This is a genomic window from Aeromonas sp. PrichA-15 (assembly GCF_017939245.1).
GTDB lineage: Bacteria > Pseudomonadota > Gammaproteobacteria > Enterobacterales > Aeromonadaceae > Aeromonas > Aeromonas caviae.
Map to the genome: position 1 here is coordinate 44,029 of NZ_JAGKRH010000034.1, position 14,623 is coordinate 58,651.

Sequence of the window (14,623 nt, forward strand, 5' to 3'; positions counted from 1 at the left end):
CGAATGAGCGCAGGCCGGATCCCAGATCCGGCCTGCTGCATTTTGGCCGTGGGCTGGCCTTGCCTATGGGGAGCTCAGGAGTGGACGGTCTGGGCGTCCAGACGAATGGGGAAGAGGCCGAGCAGCAGGCCGGCGAGTGCGCCGATGAAGTGTGACTCGATGTGTACCCTGGCACCGATCAAGGCGGAGACAGGGCTCTCGCCGGCACTGTAAAAGTCCACACCGAGCTTGATGGCGACGCCCGCCAGCATCAGCCAGCCGGAGTGACGGCGAAAGCGGATGTCCTGCATGGCACCCCATACGAACAAGCCGTGCAGCAGGCCGGAGAGTCCCATGTACCACTGGGTTTGCGGGCAGCCCCACCAGATGCCGAGTCCGACCGCCGTTCCCAGCAGCAGCAACAGCACGGGCAGGCGCCATCCCGTCAGGTACTCCTGAAACAGGCTGTAGAGCACGGCCAGACCGCTCAGGTTGAGCAGCAGGTGCCATCCATTGGTGTGTGCCAGATTGCCTGTTATGATGCGCCACCCTTCGCCCTGGGCGATCAGGTCGCGATCGAAGGCGAGCTGATGATTTGGCACGGTGAAAAAGAGCAAGGCAGTGACGAGCGAAAGCGCGATGCCCCAGAGCAGACCTGATTTTCCTGACAACATGAAGCAGCCCAACGACAAAGAGAGCCGATACTGTACACGCTGTACCCGGGCCCTCAAAGCGTGCCTGTGCGATTATATTCAGCGAGTGCCGAACCTGGCTGCGCTCCATATCCTGCAACACCCTGCCGAAGTAGGTCACCCCAAGGGGACGGCTGCGTTGCTGGCGGCGTCCCTGTCCGATGTGCGCATCCATGTGGGGGAGGACTTTTCCGACGATGAAGGGCTCAATGCCCTGCTTGCCGACCCCGCTGTGCAGTGCTACGTGCTGTGGCCCGGTGAGGAGGCCCTGACCCTGATAGAGGCAAGGGAGCATCTCCTGAGGCGTGGACGCACCGTGCGAGCCCACTTCATCCTCCTCGATGGCACCTGGCGCAAAGCCTATCGCATGTTGCACAGCTCGCCTGCACTGCTCGGGTTGCCGCGGATCACCCTCGGCGCCATTGCCGGGCAATATTCCATTCGCAAGAAGCCCTTTGAGGAGGCATTGTCCACCCTGGAGGCGGGCTACCATCTGTTGTCCCGGTGGGAAGGAGAGCCTGAGCGCTTCGCCCCGCTGATGACCCTGTTTACCCATTTGAACCGGCAGTGGCATGACTTTGCACAAGGCCGCCGCCGTTGAGTTGCCCAGAGGAGTGAAAAACATGAAAAAAGCCGTCGTGGTCTTCAGTGGCGGGCAGGACAGCACCACCTGTCTGGTGCAGGCACAGGCCCGCTATGACGAAGTGCATGCCATCACCTTCGATTACGGCCAGCGCCACCGGGCGGAGATTGACACCGCCCGCCATCTGGCGACGGCGCTCGGGATTGCCGCCCACAAGGTAATGGATGTGACCATGCTCGGAGAGCTGGCCATCTCTGCGCTGACCCGGGACGACATACCGGTGAGCTTCGAGCTTCAGGAGAACGGCCTGCCCAACACCTTCGTACCGGGACGCAACATCCTGTTCCTGACCCTGGCGGCCATCTATGCCTATCAGGTGGGCGCCGAAGCGGTGATCACCGGGGTGTGCGAGACCGACTTTTCCGGCTATCCCGATTGCCGCGACGACTTCGTCAAGGCGCTCAATCAGGCGGTCTCCCTGGGGCTGGATCGCCCCATCCGCTTCGAAACCCCCCTGATGTGGCTCGACAAGGCCGAAACCTGGGCGCTGGCGGATCATTACGGTCACCTCGATACCGTGCGTCACCAGACGCTCACTTGCTACAACGGTGTCCAGGGAGATGGTTGCGGGGCCTGTCCGGCCTGCGAGCTGCGTCGCCGTGGCCTGGATCACTATCTGGCTGACAAGACCGGCATCCGTGCCAGACTTTACGAGAAGAGCGGACTGGGCGAGAAAAGCGGATCCTGAGCCTGTGCCTAGCCCGGGTTTGGGGTATAATCCGCCCCTTTTGCAGCAAGTCGTGACCAAGATGCACTACCCAATCAACGAGATCTTCCAGACCATCCAGGGGGAGGGGGTATTTACCGGCCTGCCCGCCATCTTCGTTCGCCTTCAGGGCTGCCCGGTGGGCTGCCCCTGGTGCGATACCCGCCACACCTGGGTGGTGGACCCCGAGCGTGAGGTGGCCCCTGGCGAGGTGCTCGATCGTTCCAATGAGTCCGACGGCTGGAGCAAGATGAGTACGGAAGATATCCTGACCAGCTTTACCCGGCTCGGTTACCGGGCCCGTCACGTGGTGTTGACCGGTGGTGAGCCCTGCCTCTACGACTTGCGTGAGCTCTCTTCGGCCCTGGTGGCATCGGGTTATCAGGTGCAGATCGAAACCAGCGGGACCAGCGAGGTGCTGACCCATGAGCAGACCTGGGTGACTGTTTCCCCCAAGATCGGCATGAAGGGTGGGTTGCCGGTGCTGGTCTCTGCCCTCGAGCGGGCCAACGAGATCAAGCACCCGGTGGCCACCGAGCACCATATCGAGGAGCTGGATGCCCTGCTGGCCACCGCCCGGCTGCGCCCCGATGTGATGATTGCGCTGCAACCCATCAGCCAGAAAGCCAGGGCCACGGAGCTGGCCATGGCGACCTGCATCGCCCGTAACTGGCGACTCTCCATCCAGACCCATAAATACCTGAATATCGATTGATATGGATGGACTCAGCGATGAGCGCATCTTGCTGACGCTGGCCAGCAAGATGCCTTACGGGAAATACAAGGGGCGGCGCATCATCGATATTCCCGAACCCTATCTGGTATGGATGGCGCGAAGCGGTTTTCCAGCCGGTACCCTGGGCCAGTCTCTGGCACTGGCCTACGAGATAAAGCTCAATGGACTCGAGTCCATGATTATTCCCATTATTAACAGGATGTCAGAATGAGAATATATACAAGGCAAGGGGACAAGGGGCTCACGCGACTGGCCGATGGCACTTCCCTGGCCAAAGACGATAAACGTGTCGAGACCTATGGCGCCATCGACGAGCTGAATTCCCAAATAGGCTTGTTGATGGCTGAAATACCCGCCGGGGAGACGACTCTCCTTGCCGATCTCATATTGTTGCAGCAGGAGCTGTTTGATCTGGGCGGGGAGCTGGCATTTTCCAGTGAATCACAAACGGATACGCTGTGGCAGGTGAACGAGGCTTGGACGAACAGGCTCGAGCAACAGATCGATGCCTACAGTGCCGGGTTGCCGGTGCTGCGCAATTTTATTTTGCCGAGCGGTTCGCGGGCGGCGGCCCAGGCACATGTGGTGCGTACCCTGACCCGTCGCTGCGAGCGCCTGCTGCTTGGGTTGAGCCGCGTAGAGCGGGTGAATCCGGCCGTTTTGCCCTACCTCAACCGGCTGAGCGACTGGTTTTTCACCATCGCCCGATACCTGCTGGTATCGTCGGGTACCCCGGAGATCCTTTGGGTCAAGGCGGCTGACAGAGGCTGACAACCGCTCGAAGCGGCAATAAAAAACCTCGCCTTGCGAGGTTTTTTATTACTGTGGAAAGGGGCCTGATATTGCTGTCAGATAGCAAAGGCTTCCACGGATTTGCCCTCGGCAACGGCCTTGGCAATGACCGAGGGCATGCGGCCCTGACCGGTCCAGGTTTTTTCCACGCCATTGTCCAGATAACGATATTTGGCGGGGCGGGGCGCACGTTTGCTGACCTTGGTATTCTCGGGCACCACGGTGTTGACCAATTCTGCGGGATCGATCCCAGCGGCCTTCAGCATTTCGGCATATTCGGCAATTTTCTTTTGATGCTCTTCACGGGCCTGGCGTTCGGCGGATTCATCTTGCCGACGTTCATCGACGATGGCGGAGAGCTTTTCCAAGCCTTCTTCCAGTTGTTCCAGCGTCAAATCGCGGCAAGCTGCACGCAGGCTACGGATATTCAACAGCACTTTCAGAAATTCGTTCATATTGGCTACCACGCGAGCAAAATATTAAGGGAAGAACTGGTTTTTCGATAATTTATAGGGGTGATTGGCACCAAGTCAAGCCTGCCAAAATAATTAATTAGGCTGATAAATTAAGTCTTGAAATAGATATGAAGGATATTTTTATCCGTTTGACGGGCCAACATCTTCGAATGGGCTCGTGTCAGATGAAAATATCGCCAGCGGAGTCTTTGATGAACCATTTGACTATCTTTGAAGATGTGGGCGCCTCAGAAACCTTGAAATTTAATCAAAAAACTTGCTATCACCCGGCGGCTCGATAAAATATGCCGCGAATACCTTTAAGTAGAGGCGCGCTGCCTATGAGTAACCGAGCGGAGGGTGATGCCTGCGATGCTCGATGAAAGGAGTCGGCGCCGAAGTGACCAGGCCATCATACCGGGTTGCTGGTTCTGCATCTAATAGGTGCAGGACTGCCATAGTCATCCACTATGGAGCGCTACCTGAAGGGGCTGAGGAGTATACCCTCCCCATGGGTTTTGTTTCTTTGATCCTCTCGGTAGATCTCCACCTGTTGTCTTTAGGTGCAAAGAGATCATGGACATCGTTCATTACGCCGACTCCGGTTGGTCCGTCGTTCCTCCCCTGCTGGCCGTTGCGCTGGCGATCATCACTCGCCGCGTCCTGGTGTCGCTGGGGGTGGGCATAGTCGCAGGCAGCCTGCTGCTCAACCAGTTTTCTCCCCTTGCATCCCTGCATTACATGCTCGATACCGTGCTCAGGATCTTCTGGGTCGACGGTGCGCTCAACCGTGACAACGTCAACATGATCCTCTTCATGTTGCTGCTGGGCGGCCTCATCAGTCTGATGAGCGTCTCCGGTGCGACCCGGGCGTTTGCCGAGTGGGCGGAGCGCCGCGCCAAGACCCGCAAGGGTGCCAAGTCCCTGACCGGTCTGATGGTGTTCGCCTTCTTCATCGACGACTTCTTCCATAGTCTGTCGGTGGGGGCCATCTGCCGTCCGGTGACCGATCGCTTCCAGATCTCCCGCGCCAAGCTGGCCTATCTGCTGGACTCCACCGCCGCGCCGGTCTGCGTGCTGATGCCGATCTCCTCCTGGGGGGCCTACATCATCGCCCTCGTCGGCGGCATCATGGCGGCTCATGGTCTGACCGACCAGAGCCCCATCTCCGCCTTCGTCGAAATGATCCCCATGAACCTCTATGCGGTGTTCACCCTGATCATGGTGCTGGTGGTGATAGCCTTCCAGCTCGACATCGGCCCCATGCGCCAGCATGAGCAGTGGGCACTGGAGGGCAAGCTGTGGGACGAGTCCAAGGGGCGCCCCATCGGGCTCGACATGGAGAGCCCGGAGGAGAGCAATGGCGGCATGATTGACATGGTGCTGCCCATCCTGACCCTCACCCTGACCACTGTCTATTTCATGATTGACTCCGGGGCTGCGGTGCTGGCCGACAAGGGGCTGCCGTTCAGCGTGCTCGGCTCCTTCGAAAATACCAACGTCGGCTCCTCCCTGGTCTATGGTGCCCTGTGCAGCCTGGTGGTCTCCATCGGTCTGGCCATGCGCCTCAAGCTCGGGGCAAGCAACTGGATGAAGGCGGCTCCGCAGGGGATCATGGCCATGCTGCCCGCCATCAACATCCTGCTGTTCGCCTGGACCATCGGCGCCGTGGTGCGCGATGTGGAGACCGGTAAATACCTGGCCTCCCTGGCCAATGGCAATCTGCCGGTGGAAGTGCTGCCCGCCGTGGTCTTCGTGCTCTCCTGCGCCATGGCGTTTGCCACCGGCACCAGCTGGGGTACCTTCGGCATCATGCTGCCGCTCGCCGGCGACATGGCGGCCGCCAGCGACATCAGTCTGATGCTGCCCATGCTGGCCGCTGTACTGGCAGGGTCCGTGTTCGGAGATCACAGCTCCCCCATCTCCAGCACCAGCATCCTGTCTGCCACCGGGGCCGGTTGCCATCACATCGATCACGTGATGACCCAGCTGCCCTATGCCCTGGCCATCGCCTTTGGCGCTGCGCTCGGCTACCTGGTGATGGGGCTGATGCACTCCGCGCTGGCCGGTTTCACCGTGAGCGGGCTCTGGTTCCTGATCTTCTCCGGTTACCATTTGCGCAAAGCCCGGGCGTATAGCGCCGTGGCAGTCGCATAAGAGAACAAGGGGCCTGCGGGCCCCTTGGTTTTGGCAGGGGCTTTGGTTAGCATGCGCCCCATCACTCCCGTTTCGGAACCCCATCATGGCTTCACTGCACTACAAATTTGCCACCATGAACTCAGGCAAATCGACCCAGCTCATCCAGGCCCACTTCAACTATCTGGAGCGTGGCATGTATCCGCTGGCCATGACGCCCGCCATCGACGATCGCTTCGGTGCCGGCGTCATCAGTGCCAGGGTCGGCCTTGAGCTGAAAGTGGAGGTGTTCAGCGATAGCTGCGATCTCTTCGAGATGGTCAAGGCGCGCCACGCAAAGCGGCACATCGATGTCTTCATCGTTGACGAGGCGCAGTTCCTGACCCGTGAGCAGGTCTACCAGCTCGCCCGCATCGTCGACGAGCAGGACATTCCGGTGATCGCCTATGGCCTCAAGACCGATTTTCGCGGTGAACTGTTCCCCGGCTCCTACCACCTGCTCTGTCTGGCGGACAAGTTCGAGGAGCTAAAAAGCATCTGCTGGTGCGGCAACAAGGCCCACATGAACTCGCGGGTCAACGAGGCGGGGCAGGTGATGCGCGACGGTGAGCAGGTGGAGATCGGCGGCAACGATCGCTATGTGTCGCTCTGCCGCAAGCACTATCTGGAAGGACGGGCCTTCAAGTAACCCGTGGCTGGCTCGTGCAGCCTGGACACTAAAGAGGGCGCCCATCTGGCGCCCTCTTTGTCTATGGGAGTCAGTCGATCTCGATGTCGACGGGGGCGATGATGGGGTCGGCCGCCGGCAGGCGGTGGAAGAGCTGGCGAAAATGCTGCTGTACCCGGCCTATGTCCACCAGGGACATGCCGGAGGCGAAGCCGAACCAGACGTAGAGCCCGGTGAGGTCGCGAAACATGGGAGGGAGGTAGCGAGGGGCGTCGATGAGCCCCTCCAGATAGTGCTGATAGAGCACGGGAATGTCGTCCAGGGTCACCTTGCCGACGAACAGCATGGGCAGGATCTCCGGCACTCCCTCCAGCACGGCGCTGCGAATGAAGTTCACCGTCTCCACATAGCCCTTCACATAGGAGAGATCCTTGGTAAAGCAGGCACCCCCCTCGACCATGCCTCCGCGAAACACTCGCTGGGTGATCTTGTAGGCGTCGTGCTCGCTGGCCCCCTTGGCCACGAAGTGGCGGAACACCTCGATGAAATCGGCGCCATGCTCCGCCATGTCGATGGCCATGACCCGATCCGAGATGCGCTTGGCCCTGTCCGGGAAGGAGCTGAACGTGAGGGTCTCGATGAGTACCGCCAACCCCTCCTGACAGGCGGTGATGCGGGGCGAGCCGGCGCCGAGCCAGGTGGCGTAAGATTGCTGGCGGCCGTTGAGGGTGGTGCCGACGTGAACCCAGCCTTCGTGTACCTCCAGCACCTGCAGATCGAGCTCCGAGAAACGGGCGTGGGAGTTGAGCTTGATGTAATCCCCCCCGGCGGCGGCATCGGAGACGATGCCATCGCTGAGCTTGACCTGGACTGTGCCGTCGCTGAAGTAGCTCGACAGCTTGCCCTGCAGCCTCGCCACCGCGGCTTCCCCCTCGAACTCCTTGGGGTAGGGGCGCACTAGGTGGCGGGCGCCGGGCAGGGAGAAGATGTCGCACAATCTGGCCCCCAGCTCCTTCAGGGTCTTGCGATCCCCGCGCAGGTGATCGCTTGCCGAGCCGTAGAGCCGCTGACTGTAGCGCTGGAAGTCAGGCTGCCCGCGCTGGCGCAGCATCTCGATGACCACCATGTACTGATCCACCGTCTCTTGCAGGATCCGGCCGAGATCGTCCTGAGGGCCGAGGTGCCGGCGGATCCTGTCCCTCAACTCCTTGAGCTCAAGGTACTTGTTGCGGGGATCGAACCCCAGGGGGAGGGATTCATAGAAGTGCCTGTCGATGGCGGGCAGTGCCTTGCCGCCACTTGCCAGAAAGTCGCTTTGCAGGTGACGGGGCCATTTGATGGCATCCAGGATGCGGATGGGTTTTTGCAGGGCGAGCAGTTCATCCGAGAGGGATTTGAGGTGCAGGCGATACTTTTCTTGGATGGTCATCGGGCTCTTTGGAGGCGAGTGCGCTACGAGAATGGCTGAGTATAGGCACAGGGCCTGTCAAAAAGAAGCGAGACGACGGGGATCCGGCCTGTGTGCTTTTGGTTGTCTGAAAATTGGTTTAGACTGCGCCCCTTGATCTCTACCGTGTCGTGAAAATGATGAATATCCCCAGCTCTGAAATGATAATGCGTTGGTTGCAACAGGCCCGGATCGAGCACTATGTGTGCGATCAGTGTCATGGCATCCACATGGTCTCCCTGCAGTCCGTCGAGGGCATCCAGGAGAGCCGGATCTTCGTGGAAGAGGAAGGGCTGCTGTTCTCATCCGAGCTGGAGGTGCGCCCCTCATCGCTGTTGCCCCTGGTGGCCGAACTGGGTCGTCTCAACATGCAATATCCGTCCCTCAAGGTGTTCCTCGACATCATCGATGACAACCTGCCACGCCTCGTCGTGGGTCACACCGTCTTTACCAAGGCGGGTCTCACCGTCGAGCAGTTCCTGCTGTTCGTTGAAAGCACCACGGCAGCCACCCATGAAGTGGTTTCCGAATGTGAACGCCTTGGCTTCCTCAATCTGCCGGAAATCCAGGTCGCACCGGAATCCGTTCACTGACTTCAGCATCTGAACTGTGCGTTTAATGTGCGAACGGTTCGCTGCGGCTAAAAAGCCGTTGACGGCGGCGGGGCTTTCCCCTAAATTACGCCCCGTTCCAGCGCAACGGCGCAGCGAACATCGTGTTGGCTGAACACGTTAAACCACAGACAAAAATTTGGTGCGGTATCCGAGAGGCTGCCCACCGACGAAGTCGGCAAGATGCACGCACAGCGCGCTCCGAAAGCCACTTCAAGCAGTAAAAATTTGGTGAGGTGTCCGAGTGGCTGAAGGAGCACGCCTGGAAAGTGTGTATACGGCAACGTATCGAGGGTTCGAATCCCTCCCTCACCGCCACATTGAGAACCCCTGCTTTCGAGCAGGGGTTTTTCTTTATAGGTCAAAAACTTCCTGATTTCATAGCGATTTTGTGATCAACCCTTCCATCCCGGCACTTCCGAGGTGGTACAAAAAGGTGGTACAAAATGAGGTCTATGAGCAACCTACTCCAAAACCGAAATGGCACGTGGTATGCCCGCGTTGTCATCCCTAAAGCACTCCGCCCTTTGCTCAACGACCAGTGGGAGTTTCGTCGTTCTCTGAATACCACGAACGAGTCTGAAGCCCGTCGGGCCGCTCTGCCTGTCCTAGATGAACTTTATCGCCTGCTGGAGGCCGCCAAGATTGATCTAGCGGTGCGGCCCCTCGACCTCTCCAACGCCGCAGACTGTTGGTACAACTCGATGATAGAGAGGCTGGACGAACCTGATGTGCGTGGTCGCTTCATCCGTCAGGTGTGGGATGGTGACGGTTTGGTCTGGGAGGACTACACCGAAATTCTGACCATGTCGGAGGAGGAAAAAGACCCCAAACGAACCCGTGACGTGCAGAAAGGGCTTGCCCGCTTCCTGATCTGGATGAAGCCCTACATCGACGAGGCATTCCAGCTTACAGGGCTTCGCCTGTGCGTCGATTCGGCCAACTATGTCGCCTTCGCCGAGCTGCTGGCGGGCAAGTTCAAGGCCCTCTCCAGAGCGGTCATACAGAATGCCGCGACGAATGCCAATCAAAGGCGTATCTGCCAGCCAGAGATCCCTCTTGTTCCAACTGGTGACAACACGGTGACCACAATCAGTCCACGGGGTATCCGCCTATCTGTCCTGTTTGAGCGTTACAAGGCCACCATCAAGCGGCGAGAACCAAAGAAAGCGGATGCCCGTATCCTTGAGTATCAGGTCGCTGTTGAGCGATTCATCGAGCTGATGGGCGATAAGGGCATCGAAGATATAACGAAGCGTGACGTTGCCGAGTTCCGCAACTTGATGGAGCAACTGCCAGCTCGCCCCAAACGCCATGTGTCCGCCATGCCGTTACGCCAGCAGATCGCCTATGCAGCAGAGCACAGTTTTCCTCGTCTGACTGCTGCTACCGTCAAGAAACTGGGGCGAGCCCTGTCAGCGGTGCTAGGTCACGCGGTGGACGATGGCCTGCTGGAGTTCAACCCTGCTCACGGGGCCAAGTACACAGAAAGCGTCATCAACCCACTGGCTGAACCGGAACGCCCGTACACCTCGACCGAGCTGGCGACCATGTTTGGTTCCCCGTTGTTCGCCAGACGTGCCCGACATACCCGATTCGGTGAGGCTCACTACTGGGTACCGCTGATGCTCTACTACACAGGGGCTCGGGCCGAGGAGGTTTGTCAGCTCTACGTGGCGGATGTCATACAGCAAGATGGCGTCTGGTTCTTCCGAGTTGCTGAGTTGCGGGAAGACCAGAGCGTGAAGAACCGCAGCAGTAACCGAGACATACCTATACACCCCCATCTGCTGGCGCTTGGTCTACTGGACTATGTTCGCACCTTACCTGCGGATGGCCGCCTGTTCCCCCTGTTGCAGCCCTCTGGCCCCAAGCAGAACTACCATGTGCGGCTGGGTGTATGGTGGCAGCGGTACTTACGTGAAAAGCTCAAAATCGTCCGGGAAGATATTCAGCCGTTCCATAGCTTCCGGCACACCTTCATAACCCTGCTACGGACAGCCGGGGTGCGTGAGGACGTGCAGAACGCCCTCACGGGGCACAGCCAGCATGGTGATAGGACGGCGACAGGGCGAAACTATGGGGCCTACACGCTGGGCCAAAAGCTGGCCGCAGTAGAAGTCATTCCTTTGGTTCCCATATCAACCCATGACGAACAACTACAAGCTGAGACACAGTAGGAGGCCGTATTGGACATCAATCAAATCTTCATCGGCCACCACTCACTAGGTCTCATTAGCCCACGGGGAACGCTCTCGCAGATACCCGGCTTCAATGGGCGGTACAGCCAGTATGTCAGGCGGGCGATAGACAACATCCGACGGATGGAGGGGCTGGAACTACCGGAGATGCTCGAGCCAGATAATGGATTGGGGACATGGACCCCCCTGCAAGCCTTGGCGGTACTGACCTATGGCCCCAGCTCTCACCTGAACGTGGAGCTGATAGCGGAAATCGAACGGCTGTCTGGGCAAGTATTGCCACGAGAGGAACGGCAGAGCCGCCATGAGGCCGCGTTTTACGTGAAGCACTTGGCCCCTCTGTTTGCTGCTTTTGAAGCACAGCAGCCGGGTTTGCAAACAGAGGTAACGCCGCAGTTCGCTTGCGGCCCATACCGGGTCGATTTTCGCGTAGATATGCGGTGGTTCGACCGGGATGGGCATTATTTCGACAAGCCGATCCGGCAGGAAGCGTACTTGCTGGAGTTTGACGAAGCCTATCATCTGGAGCCAGCGAACCGCCAAGCAGACCACCAGCGTGATGCCTACATCGAGCAGCAGACGGGCCTCAGACCGCTCAGGATTCGCCATGAGGAGCAAGAGCTGTGGGCTACCATTTGCCGGACTCAGGGACGCATCCTAAGCGTGGAGGAGTACCTGCAAGGGCTGCTGGGGGCGATGGCAGAGCCGGGCGATAGCCGACATTTCGACATCACACGGGAGTCTGCCCAGAGTGCTTATACCTGCGATCCCGCCGGGTATCTGCGATATCCAGCTCAGCCGGGACGAGACCTAAAAGCGATTGCAGAGCGGCTTGGCTGGCAGTTGAGTCAGAGGCATAGCGGTAATCTGGCCTATCACCGTCTAACCCCGCCGCGAGTGACGGCCAATCGACACATTTTGGGGTGATGTATCTGGTTAGTTTGAGTCTCATCGACACATCCAGCAGCGTGTTCATGGGCTTTTCGGCGGTATGTGTCTGGTGTTCCAGCTGTTCCAGCCCGATATATATACCCGTTTAGTTACTCAGACACTTATCTATTTACTGCACCGAGGGGGGAACCTACCAGCCATCCGAAGGAGCAAGATCAAGAAGATGGCAACGATCCCGCCCCGTTGGTTGCCCTGAAAAAACTATCCCAAACTCCACCAGCTTAAGGAAAACGAGCAGGCAACATTCAGACCCAACGCCGGTATAAGCCAGATGAGACCAACACCATAGGAGAACCCCATGGAATACATCACATCTGGCCCCTTGTCGGGAGCCATCCAGCAAGGAGCAGGCGTATGAATGAGCAGCAAGGAAACCCGTTACTGAAAGCGTTGGAGGCGGCACTGCTGGCAGCCTTGGGCGTCCTCATTAAGGAGGCCGTTAACTCGATGCAGACACCGCCGCCCCCGCCGAAGGAGCCGGACGCTCAATAGACCATGCCTGTGTGACAGACCGGAAGCCCCCCGGCAACCCCTGTCACACGGGTTGGTTTTCGAGTTTTGACACGTTTTTCTTGCAGGGTCTTGAACCTATTGGAGGCCATCATGGCAATCATCGGGTATGCCCGTGTCTCGACCACGGGGCAATCGCTGGAGCAGCAACTGATAGCTCTGGCGGAGTGTGAAAAAGTTTTTCATGAGCAGGTCAGCGGTAGCAAGACGGATAGGCCGCAACTACAGGCAATGCTCGAGTTCGCCCGGTCTGGGGACGTGCTAAAAGTCACCAAGCTGGATCGTCTGGCCCGGAACACCCGGCACTTGCTGGAGATCACAGACCAGCTACACGCCAAAGGGGTAACATTACAGATCCAGAATCTGGGCATCGACACGGCCACTCCGACAGGCAAGCTGATGCTGACGATGATCGGAGCCATCGCCACGTTCGAGCGGGAAATCATGCTGGAGCGTCAGGCGGAAGGGATCGCCTTGGCGAAGGCCAAAGGGGTCTACAAGGGCCGGAAGCCGACAGCGATGGAGAAGCGGGACGAAGTGCTGCATCTTCTATCGCAAGGCATCGCTAAAGCATCAGTGGCAAAGCGGTTGGGTATCAGCGTGTCGAGTGTCCATCGTATCAGTACAGCATCATGACCTATACGAGTGGGGAACAAATGGAACAAGAAGTAGATGACAGCCTTCACTCTTCGCATTCTTCTTTCCGGGAAAAATTGCTAGAGCATCTGTTCATTGCGGAGCTACTCAAGAAATCTTGGAAAACAGGGCGTTGTGACATCGAGGTGGCAAAGTCTGAGGTGGATAGTAAAGGGTATGACCTCATCGTTGAAGCTGAGGGGATCTTACGGCATATTCAACTGAAGTCGACTAAGCTGGGCGGAAAAGCTGCCAATCAGAAAATCCACCAATCGTTGTCTTCAAAACCATCTGGATGTGTTGTGTGGATGTTCTTTGATGATGTGTCACTGCAAGTAGACCATTATCTATTCTTTGGCGGGGCTCCGGGTGAAAAATTACCTTCTCTCGGGGATAAAGTTGCCAAGCACACCAAGGGAAATGCAGATGGTAAAAAGCTTGAACGCCCGATGATCAGACAATTGCCGAAGGGGAGCTTTACCAGAGTAGACACATTCGAACAGCTGTATGAAAGGCTGTTTGTACTATAAATGTGGTACAGATAAGTGGTACAGAAGTAAGATTTGCATCTATGATTATCGCAATGAAATCAGCGGGTTACTGAGTGGCAGATAGTATCGAGGGTTCGAATCCCTCCCTCACCGCCAAATATAACCCGTTGAATTTCAACGGGTTTTTTCATTTCTAGACTTACGTGATTTTTTTCCTGGATCAACTGGGTGGAACAATCATGTATCTGAGTAAAAATGCCTCCGGCACCTACTACACTCGGCTTCCCTTGCCCAAGATTTTGCGTGACCGAGGCTTGCCGTTTGCTATCCGCACTTCCCTCCTTACCAAAGAACGTCAAGTTGCCGTAGACCGTAATCTGGTGCTGGCGGCGCGTGTACGCACCCTCATTGCGGCGACACCTGCCGATGCCACGACCCATAGTTTTCATGCCTGGATCAGAGCTGAGATCGATGCATTCAAAGCGGCGGGCTTTACCGTACCGCAATATCATGCTCTTTCTGTTGCGCTTTCTTCCGTTCCCCAGACCATCAAGCAACCCGTCGATACCTCTCCACCTACTACAGGGATCCCCCTCAGACAGGCGCTGACGAAGTTTATTGAGAGTAAGGCCAGTGAGGGGATCCAGCATAAATCCGTCGGACAACTCCAACTGCGGGTTCAGGCGTTCGTCACTTGGGCCAAGGGGCACAAGGTCGATGAGATAACGCCTGCCCTAGGGAAGGTGCGAATAAGTCATATGGCACGAGAGCATTTACTGGTAACCCATTGATATTAAATGACTAAAATTTTCATTTTTTGTTCGTGGGATACTTGTTCGCACGTATCTATTCACCAGGACGGGGTTGACGGCATCAGTTCTGCCGGGATGGGATAATCTGTCTTCTCGATGCACGCCCTGACCACGGCCCTCAACCACTCCTGTGGGCAGCGGCCCAATCGCTTGCCGGT

The 14,623-nt window shown here is 57.8% G+C and carries 17 protein-coding genes, 1 tRNA gene and 1 riboswitch; of the genes, 15 read left to right on the forward strand and 3 right to left on the reverse strand.

Annotated elements, in window-relative coordinates; all coding sequences use genetic code 11:
• Positions 1 to 74: 74 nt before the first annotated feature.
• Positions 75 to 653, reverse strand: a complete 579-nt coding sequence (rrtA, locus tag J9889_RS06775) for a rhombosortase (RefSeq protein WP_246878054.1) — start codon at positions 651 to 653, stop codon at positions 75 to 77.
• Between rrtA and J9889_RS06780 the strand changes: the two genes are divergently transcribed.
• The 5 genes from J9889_RS06780 (at position 619) to J9889_RS06800 (ending at position 3,527) form a co-directional block, all read left to right on the forward strand.
• The gene (locus J9889_RS06780; RefSeq protein WP_210556175.1) at positions 619 to 1,272 is read left to right on the forward strand and encodes a tRNA-uridine aminocarboxypropyltransferase; all 654 of its coding nucleotides are present in this window, start codon (positions 619 to 621) and stop codon (positions 1,270 to 1,272) included. The genes rrtA and J9889_RS06780 overlap by 35 nt on opposite strands.
• Before the next feature lie 22 nt (positions 1,273 to 1,294).
• Complete coding sequence (gene queC, locus J9889_RS06785; RefSeq protein ID WP_045524469.1) at positions 1,295 to 2,002, forward strand: 7-cyano-7-deazaguanine synthase QueC; 708 nt, start codon at positions 1,295 to 1,297, stop codon at positions 2,000 to 2,002.
• Between the two features lie 61 nt (positions 2,003 to 2,063).
• A complete protein-coding gene (gene queE / locus J9889_RS06790; RefSeq protein WP_210556187.1) occupies positions 2,064 to 2,735 on the forward strand; it encodes a 7-carboxy-7-deazaguanine synthase QueE in 672 nt (223 codons plus the stop codon).
• 1 nt (position 2,736) lies between these two features.
• A complete protein-coding gene (locus J9889_RS06795; RefSeq protein WP_039038687.1) occupies positions 2,737 to 2,967 on the forward strand; it encodes a DUF3820 family protein in 231 nt (76 codons plus the stop codon).
• A complete protein-coding gene (locus J9889_RS06800; RefSeq protein ID WP_041211547.1) occupies positions 2,964 to 3,527 on the forward strand; it encodes a cob(I)yrinic acid a,c-diamide adenosyltransferase in 564 nt (187 codons plus the stop codon). Before J9889_RS06795 ends, J9889_RS06800 begins: the two co-directional genes overlap by 4 nt.
• 77 nt (positions 3,528 to 3,604) lie before the next feature.
• Here the strand turns inward: J9889_RS06800 and J9889_RS06805 are convergent, their stop codons facing one another.
• Positions 3,605 to 4,003 (reverse strand): H-NS family nucleoid-associated regulatory protein, encoded by a 399-nt coding sequence (locus J9889_RS06805; protein ID WP_041215041.1) that lies wholly within the window; start codon positions 4,001 to 4,003, stop codon positions 3,605 to 3,607.
• Between the two features lie 317 nt (positions 4,004 to 4,320).
• Positions 4,321 to 4,492: riboswitch (Lysine riboswitch) on the forward strand.
• 87 nt (positions 4,493 to 4,579) lie between these two features.
• On the opposite strand from J9889_RS06805, the gene J9889_RS06810 reads away from it, so the two are divergent.
• Complete coding sequence (locus J9889_RS06810; RefSeq protein WP_042016617.1) at positions 4,580 to 6,160, forward strand: Na+/H+ antiporter NhaC family protein; 1,581 nt, start codon at positions 4,580 to 4,582, stop codon at positions 6,158 to 6,160.
• A gap of 85 nt (positions 6,161 to 6,245) precedes the next feature.
• The gene (locus tag J9889_RS06815; RefSeq protein WP_010674989.1) at positions 6,246 to 6,827 is read left to right on the forward strand and encodes a thymidine kinase; all 582 of its coding nucleotides are present in this window, start codon (positions 6,246 to 6,248) and stop codon (positions 6,825 to 6,827) included.
• 70 nt (positions 6,828 to 6,897) lie between these two features.
• Here J9889_RS06815 and J9889_RS06820 read toward each other — a convergent pair whose 3' ends face one another.
• Complete coding sequence (locus tag J9889_RS06820) at positions 6,898 to 8,235, reverse strand: flavohemoglobin expression-modulating QEGLA motif protein (RefSeq protein ID WP_210556188.1); 1,338 nt, start codon at positions 8,233 to 8,235, stop codon at positions 6,898 to 6,900.
• A gap of 155 nt (positions 8,236 to 8,390) precedes the next feature.
• Between J9889_RS06820 and J9889_RS06825 the strand changes: the two genes are divergently transcribed.
• From J9889_RS06825 to J9889_RS06860, 8 genes are all read left to right on the forward strand, one after another.
• Positions 8,391 to 8,846: a YbjN domain-containing protein gene (locus tag J9889_RS06825; RefSeq protein WP_160839247.1), complete on the forward strand. Its 456-nt coding sequence runs from the start codon at positions 8,391 to 8,393 to the stop codon at positions 8,844 to 8,846.
• Between the two features lie 248 nt (positions 8,847 to 9,094).
• A tRNA-Ser gene (locus J9889_RS06830) sits at positions 9,095 to 9,182 on the forward strand.
• A gap of 137 nt (positions 9,183 to 9,319) precedes the next feature.
• Positions 9,320 to 11,044, forward strand: a complete 1,725-nt coding sequence (locus J9889_RS06835) for a site-specific integrase (RefSeq protein ID WP_210556189.1) — start codon at positions 9,320 to 9,322, stop codon at positions 11,042 to 11,044.
• A 9-nt stretch (positions 11,045 to 11,053) separates the two neighbouring features.
• Complete coding sequence (locus J9889_RS06840; protein WP_104455777.1) at positions 11,054 to 11,992, forward strand: hypothetical protein; 939 nt, start codon at positions 11,054 to 11,056, stop codon at positions 11,990 to 11,992.
• Positions 11,993 to 12,370: 378 nt separating this feature from the next.
• Positions 12,371 to 12,508 carry a hypothetical protein gene (locus J9889_RS06845; RefSeq protein WP_010674054.1) on the forward strand — a complete coding sequence of 46 codons (138 nt, stop codon included), beginning with the start codon at positions 12,371 to 12,373 and terminating at the stop codon, positions 12,506 to 12,508.
• A 111-nt stretch (positions 12,509 to 12,619) separates the two neighbouring features.
• Complete coding sequence (locus J9889_RS06850) at positions 12,620 to 13,162, forward strand: recombinase family protein (protein ID WP_104456100.1); 543 nt, start codon at positions 12,620 to 12,622, stop codon at positions 13,160 to 13,162.
• 20 nt (positions 13,163 to 13,182) lie between these two features.
• A complete protein-coding gene (locus J9889_RS06855) occupies positions 13,183 to 13,692 on the forward strand; it encodes a hypothetical protein (RefSeq protein ID WP_049047471.1) in 510 nt (169 codons plus the stop codon).
• Between the two features lie 200 nt (positions 13,693 to 13,892).
• On the forward strand, positions 13,893 to 14,444 hold the full coding sequence (locus J9889_RS06860; RefSeq protein ID WP_210556191.1) for a hypothetical protein: 552 nt from the start codon (positions 13,893 to 13,895) through the stop codon (positions 14,442 to 14,444).
• Positions 14,445 to 14,623 lie beyond the last annotated feature (179 nt).

What these genes read in the sequence shown, in the direction of transcription:
- J9889_RS06780 (WP_210556175.1), top strand. Translation starts at nt 619, where the DNA reads ATGCCCCAGAGCAGACCTGATTTTCCTGACAACATGAAGCAGCCCAAC.
- rrtA (WP_246878054.1), bottom strand. Translation starts at nt 653, where the DNA reads ATGTTGTCAGGAAAATCAGGTCTGCTCTGGGGCATCGCGCTTTCGCTC.
- queC (WP_045524469.1), top strand. Translation starts at nt 1,295, where the DNA reads ATGAAAAAAGCCGTCGTGGTCTTCAGTGGCGGGCAGGACAGCACCACC.
- queE (WP_210556187.1), top strand. Translation starts at nt 2,064, where the DNA reads ATGCACTACCCAATCAACGAGATCTTCCAGACCATCCAGGGGGAGGGG.
- J9889_RS06795 (WP_039038687.1), top strand. Translation starts at nt 2,737, where the DNA reads ATGGATGGACTCAGCGATGAGCGCATCTTGCTGACGCTGGCCAGCAAG.
- J9889_RS06800 (WP_041211547.1), top strand. Translation starts at nt 2,964, where the DNA reads ATGAGAATATATACAAGGCAAGGGGACAAGGGGCTCACGCGACTGGCC.
- J9889_RS06805 (WP_041215041.1), bottom strand. Translation starts at nt 4,003, where the DNA reads ATGAACGAATTTCTGAAAGTGCTGTTGAATATCCGTAGCCTGCGTGCA.
- J9889_RS06810 (WP_042016617.1), top strand. Translation starts at nt 4,580, where the DNA reads ATGGACATCGTTCATTACGCCGACTCCGGTTGGTCCGTCGTTCCTCCC.
- J9889_RS06815 (WP_010674989.1), top strand. Translation starts at nt 6,246, where the DNA reads ATGGCTTCACTGCACTACAAATTTGCCACCATGAACTCAGGCAAATCG.
- J9889_RS06820 (WP_210556188.1), bottom strand. Translation starts at nt 8,235, where the DNA reads ATGACCATCCAAGAAAAGTATCGCCTGCACCTCAAATCCCTCTCGGAT.
- J9889_RS06825 (WP_160839247.1), top strand. Translation starts at nt 8,391, where the DNA reads ATGATGAATATCCCCAGCTCTGAAATGATAATGCGTTGGTTGCAACAG.
- J9889_RS06835 (WP_210556189.1), top strand. Translation starts at nt 9,320, where the DNA reads ATGAGCAACCTACTCCAAAACCGAAATGGCACGTGGTATGCCCGCGTT.
- J9889_RS06845 (WP_010674054.1), top strand. Translation starts at nt 12,371, where the DNA reads ATGAATGAGCAGCAAGGAAACCCGTTACTGAAAGCGTTGGAGGCGGCA.
- J9889_RS06850 (WP_104456100.1), top strand. Translation starts at nt 12,620, where the DNA reads ATGGCAATCATCGGGTATGCCCGTGTCTCGACCACGGGGCAATCGCTG.
- J9889_RS06855 (WP_049047471.1), top strand. Translation starts at nt 13,183, where the DNA reads ATGGAACAAGAAGTAGATGACAGCCTTCACTCTTCGCATTCTTCTTTC.
- J9889_RS06860 (WP_210556191.1), top strand. Translation starts at nt 13,893, where the DNA reads ATGTATCTGAGTAAAAATGCCTCCGGCACCTACTACACTCGGCTTCCC.